We start from the raw sequence: 7,315 nt of genomic DNA on the forward strand, positions 1-7,315 counted from the left end.
TGCGTGTGATGCAACAGCAAAAACCGCTGGAGGGCGCGCAGCTCGTCATCATGACGATCGCGCTGTCGCTGGCGACATTCATGCAGGTGCTGGACTCCACCATTGCCAACGTGGCGATTCCGACCATCGCCGGGAACCTGGGTTCTTCCCTAAGCCAGGGGACATGGGTTATCACCTCTTTCGGGGTGGCGAACGCTATCTCGATTCCCTTAACTGGCTGGCTGGCGAAACGTTTTGGCGAAGTCAAACTGTTCATGTGGTCGACGGTCGCCTTTGCCGCGGCCTCCTGGGCCTGTGGCGTATCCAGCAGCCTGAATATGCTGATCTTCTTCCGCGTGGTGCAGGGCGTGGTCGCCGGGCCGCTGATTCCGCTCTCGCAAAGCCTGTTGCTGAATAACTATCCGCCTGCAAAGCGCTCCATTGCGCTGGCGCTCTGGTCAATGACCGTCATTGTCGCGCCGATTTGCGGCCCGATTCTGGGGGGCTACATCAGTGATAATTACCACTGGGGATGGATTTTCTTCATCAACGTTCCGATTGGCATCGCCGTCGTCCTGATGACGTTACACACGCTGCGCGGACGTGAAACGCATACCGAACGGCGACGTATTGACGCCGTCGGTCTGGCGCTACTGGTGATTGGCATCGGCAGCCTGCAAATTATGCTCGACCGCGGTAAAGAACTGGACTGGTTCTCCTCGCAGGAAATTATCATCCTGACCGTGGTCGCCGTCATCGCCATCAGTTTCCTGATCGTCTGGGAACTGACCGACGATCACCCTATCGTCGATCTTTCTCTTTTTAAATCGCGTAACTTCACGATTGGCTGCTTGTGCATCAGCCTTGCCTATATGCTCTATTTCGGCGCCATTGTTCTACTGCCGCAGCTTTTGCAAGAGGTGTACGGCTATACCGCAACGTGGGCAGGTCTGGCGTCGGCGCCAGTCGGCATTATTCCGGTAATTTTGTCGCCGATTATCGGACGCTTCGCGCATAAACTGGATATGCGCAGGCTGGTCACGTTCAGCTTCATTATGTACGCCGTCTGTTTTTACTGGCGCGCCTGGACGTTCGAACCGGGTATGGATTTCGGCGCTTCCGCATGGCCGCAGTTTATTCAGGGATTTGCCGTCGCCTGCTTCTTCATGCCGCTGACCACCATTACGCTCTCCGGGTTACCGCCCGAACGGCTGGCGGCGGCATCAAGCCTGTCGAACTTCACGCGAACGCTGGCGGGCTCCATCGGCACCTCGATTACCACCACTATGTGGACCGATCGTGAGTCGCTACACCATGCTCAGCTCACGGAGTCGGTTACAGCGTATAATCCAAACGCTCAGGCTATGTACGATAAACTGGAAGGCTTAGGGATGACGCACCAACAGGCGTCAGGCTGGATAGCCCAGCAAATCACGAATCAGGGGCTGATTATTTCCGCCAACGAAATCTTCTGGATGTCGGCGGGGATCTTCCTGGTGCTGCTCGGCCTGGTGTGGTTCGCCAAACCGCCCTTCGGTGCGGGCGGCGGCGGCGGCGGCGCGCACTAACTATCTGATAAAAGGGATCTGCGGATCCCTTTTTTAGTAGACCAACAATCAGAAGAAATATTTGAATCTCAGACGCCCGCCGTAACGCGCATCTTCACTGTTATCGCCATTATTCGGATTGGCCTCTACCCATGAAGCATAGGCACCGAGGTAGATGTTAAAGTTTTTCATATCCATCACGTTGGGGAATAAATATGAGGCATGAATAGTGTGAATGTCATAATTGCCGGGATCGGTGATCCAGCAATCGTCCTCACAAACGGCATCGATATTGGTAGCATTGAAGGCTTCGATTTTGTTATGCGCATAGATATAACCCAGTTCAAATCGATGCCACAGCGCATTCACCCCAGCGGTAAAATCTGTCTCATCGGTCGCATCCATATAGGCGGTATTCAGGTTAATCACTGCGCCATCTTCCGGGTCAGTTTTTTGACCATTCCAGGTCATGGTAAAACCATAGCCCGTACGATCTGACTGATCGATCCACTTCCCATTCTCATAATAGCCATAGGCGTTGTTAACGACGTTACTTTCCATCGCTATCGCCGTTGAAAAACGCCCGTTTTGCCAGGCTATAACCGGACGGACGTAAGCCACGTTTTTATCGTTGCTTAAATCCATTCCATGGTACTGCTTCTCGGTATATAACGTACTGCCATTTTCCAGCAATGTGTTAACTTCGAAATACCAGTTGTCGATAGTTTTACTCAGCAGGAAGTTACCCCCACTGTCGCTACGTCCCCGTCCTTCTTTCATCATATAGATATAGCCGTAACCGTCACTGTAAAGATCGTTCGCTGTATTCCCCGAATATTCAATAAACGTATCCTGATTCAGCGGGAACATATCGTAGGCTTCAAAACGACCAACCTTAATTTTCCAGTCATTCTCACGACCAAAGAAGAAAACGGCATCATCAAGGTTCATTTTTCCGGTCAGGTCCGCCAGAGGCTGTACAGAGAATCCGGCAAAATTACCGTTGTCCAGCCGCTGGTAGCCATCAAAGCCCAGCAACAGGCGTCCGTTAATATCCCAGCGTTCATTGGTTCCTGATGCCCAATCTTTATTCGCTGACGTTCTCATCGAGGTCAGGCTACCGGAACGGCTTGCCGCATCCATATTAAATTCGACATCGCCATAGAACTTAATATCGCTGAATCCGGATAAGGTCAGCTTCGGCGGCGTTTTATCTGCTGCAATGGGCTCGGCGGACTGGACATTCACCGTCGGCGTAGCGGCGACCTGCTGCTGTTTCAGCGAGCGAATTTGCGCCTCGGCATCGGATGCCCGTTTTTCAGCATTAACAACACGTTGCTCCAGTTCAGCCAGACGCTGCTCAATAGTGATATTATTCGCTGCCCAAAGGTTATGAGAAAAGCAAGCACTGATCATCAGCGCCAAATATTTAGCCTTCATTTTTTATCCCTTAAGTTTGATGTATACCAGATAAGATTTGCTAAAAACCCCATCGACCGGCTATTAGTAGAGTCTTGTTATTACCTGGATATCTGGCGCATTCCATTATGTTTTTCTATTAATTATTTATGATTTTTAGTTTATGTGATCAATACACTCTGGCATCGTGAGTTATCCGCCTTTTCTGTTTGCCAGATCACATTTTATTATTTAACAGGCCAGGCATTACTTAATTTAAAACGTATTCTCGCCGCAAATATAATAAACGAAAATTATATTAAGCAATAAAAAACCCCGGCCATAAACCGGGGTTAATTTAAATACTGGAACCGCTTACCAATAAGACTAAATATGCAGTTCCTGCAGTTTTTCTTTCGGTAGCGCCAGCTCTTTATTGCTGTTCACGCGTACATCACGCTCCAGAATATGACGGGCAATGTCCTGCGCTTCACTGAGCGAGTGCATCTGATACGTACCGCACTGGTAAACGTTCAGCTCCGGGATCTGGTTTTGATCCTGCACTTTCAGCACATCCGCCATCGCCGCTTTCCACGCGTCGGCAACACGCTGCTCGTCCGGCGTGCCAACCAGGCTCATGTAGAAACCGGTACGGCAGCCCATCGGCGAGATATCGATAATCTCAACGCCGTTACCGTTGAGGTGGTCGCGCATAAAGCCAGCAAACAGATGCTCAAGCGTATGAATCCCTTTTTCCGGCATCACTTCTTTGTTCGGAATGCAAAAACGCAGATCAAACACGGTGATTGCGTCGCCATGCGGGGTGTTCATCGTTTTTGCAACCCGGACCGCCGGCGCTTGCATCCGGGTATGATCGACTGCGAAGCTATCTAATAATGGCATTTAGTCACCTCCGATAATTTTTTAAAAATAAACTGAACTCTTTGTTCCGGGGCGAGTCTGAGTATATGAAAGACGCGCATTTGTTATCATCATCCCTGTTTTCAGCGATGAAATTTTGGCCACTCCGTGAGTGGCCTTTTTCTTTTGGGTCAGGCGTGTTTCGCAAGCCACGCGGCAAACGGCTCGGTATCCGCCGCCTCAATCTCCTGCTGACGACGTACTGAAGCGTCACGTTCAGCAATAAACTCTTCTTCCTGTAAAATCTCCAGCGGCTCTTCGCGTAACAGATTACGGTAAGCCTCACCGAACGCTTTCCCGGTGCCGCCAATGCCTTCATCAATCATAGACCGTAGGATCCGGGCGGAGAATGTCAGTTCAGGATTATCAAAGCAGGCGACCAACTCATCACACACCTTTTGATACTCCTCTCCCCCGTGGATACTGTCCAGCGTTTGCGCCACGCGTTTCAGATCGCGGAAGAGATCTTTCCCTACTTTGGGCAGCGGGAACTGCGCAGTTTCACAGCCAATGCCTAACGTCAGGCCCGGCTTACGCCCTTCCAGAATAACGCGATTCCAGTTTGTACGCGTACATAACAGCTCATCGCTACTCATTTCCGGCGCATCGGCCAATACGCACCAGACCATAAACAGATCGAGGAAGCGCACCTGTTGCTCGTCTACGCCGATCGGTGAGAACGGGTTAATATCGAGAGAACGAACTTCAATATACTCAATACCACCACGCAGAAGCGCGTCAGAAGGCGATTCGCCGCTGCGCGTCACGCGCTTGGGACGAATGGGCGCGTACAGCTCATTTTCAATTTGCAGAACGTTGCTGTTAATCTGTAGCCGCTTACCGTCTTTTTCCACACCAATCCGCGCGTACTCCTCGGAAGGGGTTTTAATCGCGCGCTTCAGACCTGCCACATACTCATGCAAATCGTTAAACGTAATTCCGAGATTGCTTTGCGACTTATTGGTATAACCCAAATCGCTCAGACGTAGCGACGTCGCGTACGGCAGGTAGTACATGCCGCAGTCCGTTTTTTCAAACGGTAATGTGGTTGGCTTTCCTTGCAGGAAAGAGGAACAAATGGCCGGAGACGCGCCAAACAGATAGGGGATGACCCAGCCAAAACGGTAATAGTTGCGAATCAGACGAAAATAGCCGGCAGAAATTTTTTCTTTTGCCGCTTCGCCTTCCGTAACGCCGCATTTCGCCTGCCAGAACGCCATCGGTAATGAAAAATTGTAATGTACGCCGGAGATGGTTTGCATCAAGGCGCCATAACGATTTTTCAGCCCTTCGCGATAGAGCGTCTTAAAGCGCCCGGTATTTGATGTGCCGTACTGCGCCAGCTCTATGTCCTGCCCTTCCGCAATATAGCAGGGCATACTTAATGGCCACATCCGCTCATCGCCCAGTTTCCTGGCCGTATACCGATGGAGATCGCGCATAAAAGTGAGCATATGCTGGATATCGCCATCGACTGGCGTAATAAACTCCAGTAGGGCTTCCGCAAAATCCGTGGTAATCCATTTATGGGTCAGCGCTGAACCTAACGCTTCAGGATGACCTGTTGTCGCCAGCGTGCCATCAGCATTGACACGCAGCGTTTCGCGCTCTAACCCGCGCTGTATCCCCTTTAACGCCTGAGGATGTTTTTCCAGCCAGGCCAGAGCCTGTGATACGTCCGGGATCAAATTGACCTCCCGCCTGTCCAAATCGTTTTAATAAGCATAACTGTAATGGCGGCCATACATGCCAAACCTACAATTATTACCACCACATCATGCCCTGAACCGTCGCCGCTGCGAGCGCAACATAGCGCAGCGCCTTACCAAGACACAAAAAAAAGATCGTCTGCCCCCACGGGATGCGCATCCATCCCGCTAACAGGCACAACAAATCACCGATGACCGGCATCCAGCTTAATAATAGTGTGGCTGCGCCATAACGCTTTAGCCAGCCAGTCGCTTTTTCCTGCCAGCGCGACGTTTTGCGCAGCGGAAAGAAACGCCCAAGAATAACGTTAGTTACCCCTCCAAGGCTATTACCCATTGTTGCTGTTAAGACTAAGACCCAGGGATGGCTGACGCCGGAGACCAGCATAGCAACCAAAACCACCTCAGAATTACCGGGTAACAGCGTTGCGCTGAGAAAACTACTGGCAAACAGAGACAGGAGCGACAGTCCGTCACTCACAATAGTCGAACATCCACGGCATCCATTCCCGCCGTCCGCGCCGCCTGTAAACCAAAATCGGCATCTTCAAATACCACGCACTGCGTCGGCATGACGCCCATCCGCTGGGCGCACAGTAGGAAGGTGTCAGGCGCGGGTTTGTGATGCTGTACGTGATCTGCCGCCACAACCGCATCAAAATAACGACGCAGCCCCAGATGCGCTAACAAGGCTTCCGCGATAGCGCTTTCGCTACCGGTACCGACCGACATGGGGCGCCGCCCATGCCACGCTTTAACCACCTCAACCAGCGGCAGTGGTTCTACGCAATCCAGCAGGATGCTTTTTACCGCGTCGGTTTTCTCACGCGCCAGTGACAGGGGATCAAGATCGGCATGGTTAAGCTCAATGATTGACTGGGCGATAAGCCAGGTTGGCGAACCGTTAAGCGCGACCATTGCCTGTTCATCAAAACGAAGACCATAGCGCCCCAAAACCTCACGCCACGCTTTGCGATGCGTGGGTTCGGTATCCAGGAGAGTACCGTCCATATCAAAAATCAAACCAGCATAACGTGCGTACATCGTGTTCTCGCAAACCGAATAACCAGACAGTACTTTATCGCAATTGGTTGATTTTGTCGCTAATAGAGATGAAGAGGTATATTCAGGATAAGGGGAAAAGCGATTGCAGGGCAGTGACGTATCCGGGAGGATTATTCGCCTTATGGGCCGTTGCTGACGCAACGTTATCCTTCTGATGCCAGCGGTGATTACCGCTATCTTATCTGCATCTTCATCGCTGAAAGTATGGAGAATAAAGTATGGAGAATATGGTGCATCCGGGAGGATTCGAACCTCCGACCGCTCGGTTCGTAGCCGAGTACTCTATCCAGCTGAGCTACGGATGCATCGGAAAACTTGCTTTACTGCTGATATTGATACCGCGGTGAAAGCCGTATCAATTAAGAGATGGTGCATCCGGGAGGATTACTCGCCTTACGGCTCGCCCTTCGGGCCGTTGCTGATGCAACGTTATCCTTCCTGGTGCCAGCGGTGATTACCGCTATCTTATCCGTATCTTCATCACTGAAAGTACGGAGAATATGGTGCATCCGGGAGGATTCGAACCTCCGACCGCTCGGTTCGTAGCCGAGTACTCTATCCAGCTGAGCTACGGATGCATCGGAAAACTTGCTTTACTGCCGATATTGATACCGCGGTGAAAGCCGTATCAAGTAAGAGATGGTGCATCCGGGAGGATTCGAACCTCCGACCGCTCGGTTCGTAGCCGAGTACTCT

At 51.3% G+C, this 7,315-nt stretch carries 6 protein-coding genes and 2 tRNA genes; 1 reads left to right on the top strand and 7 read right to left on the bottom strand.

The genetic code is table 11. The annotated features are described in order from the left end of the window. Window positions 1-8: 8 nt before the first annotated feature. Window positions 9-1,547 carry a multidrug efflux MFS transporter permease subunit EmrB gene (emrB, locus tag ACLJRE_RS00570; protein ID WP_001187298.1) on the top strand — a complete coding sequence of 513 codons (1,539 nt, stop codon included), beginning with the start codon at window positions 9-11 and terminating at the stop codon, window positions 1,545-1,547. Between the two features lie 48 nt (window positions 1,548-1,595). Here emrB and ACLJRE_RS00575 read toward each other — a convergent pair whose 3' ends face one another. From ACLJRE_RS00575 to ACLJRE_RS00605, 7 genes are all read right to left on the bottom strand, one after another. Further along, window positions 1,596-2,966 carry a carbohydrate porin gene (locus tag ACLJRE_RS00575; RefSeq protein ID WP_023212481.1) on the bottom strand — a complete coding sequence of 457 codons (1,371 nt, stop codon included), beginning with the start codon at window positions 2,964-2,966 and terminating at the stop codon, window positions 1,596-1,598. Window positions 2,967-3,311: 345 nt separating this feature from the next. Next, window positions 3,312-3,827, bottom strand: a complete 516-nt coding sequence (gene luxS / locus ACLJRE_RS00580) for an S-ribosylhomocysteine lyase (RefSeq protein ID WP_023212480.1) — start codon at window positions 3,825-3,827, stop codon at window positions 3,312-3,314. A gap of 149 nt (window positions 3,828-3,976) precedes the next feature. Then, window positions 3,977-5,533: a glutamate--cysteine ligase gene (gshA, locus tag ACLJRE_RS00585; protein ID WP_000611821.1), complete on the bottom strand. Its 1,557-nt coding sequence runs from the start codon at window positions 5,531-5,533 to the stop codon at window positions 3,977-3,979. 76 nt (window positions 5,534-5,609) lie between these two features. Then, complete coding sequence (locus tag ACLJRE_RS00590; RefSeq protein WP_023212479.1) at window positions 5,610-6,035, bottom strand: YqaA family protein; 426 nt, start codon at window positions 6,033-6,035, stop codon at window positions 5,610-5,612. Further along, on the bottom strand, window positions 6,032-6,598 hold the full coding sequence (yqaB, locus tag ACLJRE_RS00595) for a fructose-1-phosphate/6-phosphogluconate phosphatase (protein ID WP_001528554.1): 567 nt from the start codon (window positions 6,596-6,598) through the stop codon (window positions 6,032-6,034). The genes ACLJRE_RS00590 and yqaB overlap by 4 nt, the downstream gene beginning before the upstream one ends. A 249-nt stretch (window positions 6,599-6,847) precedes the next feature. Beyond that, a tRNA-Arg gene (locus tag ACLJRE_RS00600) sits at window positions 6,848-6,924 on the bottom strand. A gap of 196 nt (window positions 6,925-7,120) precedes the next feature. Further along, window positions 7,121-7,197, bottom strand: a tRNA-Arg gene (locus ACLJRE_RS00605). Window positions 7,198-7,315 lie beyond the last annotated feature (118 nt).

The sequence above is a fragment of the Salmonella sp. SAL04157 genome (assembly GCF_046551635.1).
Classification (GTDB): domain Bacteria; phylum Pseudomonadota; class Gammaproteobacteria; order Enterobacterales; family Enterobacteriaceae; genus Salmonella; species Salmonella enterica.

Excerpts from the sequence above, each read along its gene's own strand:
- yqaB (WP_001528554.1), bottom strand. The coding sequence starts at position 6,598 with ATGTACGCACGTTATGCTGGTTTGATTTTTGATATGGACGGTACTCTC.
- emrB (WP_001187298.1), top strand. The coding sequence starts at position 9 with ATGCAACAGCAAAAACCGCTGGAGGGCGCGCAGCTCGTCATCATGACG.
- ACLJRE_RS00575 (WP_023212481.1), bottom strand. The coding sequence starts at position 2,966 with ATGAAGGCTAAATATTTGGCGCTGATGATCAGTGCTTGCTTTTCTCAT.
- luxS (WP_023212480.1), bottom strand. The coding sequence starts at position 3,827 with ATGCCATTATTAGATAGCTTCGCAGTCGATCATACCCGGATGCAAGCG.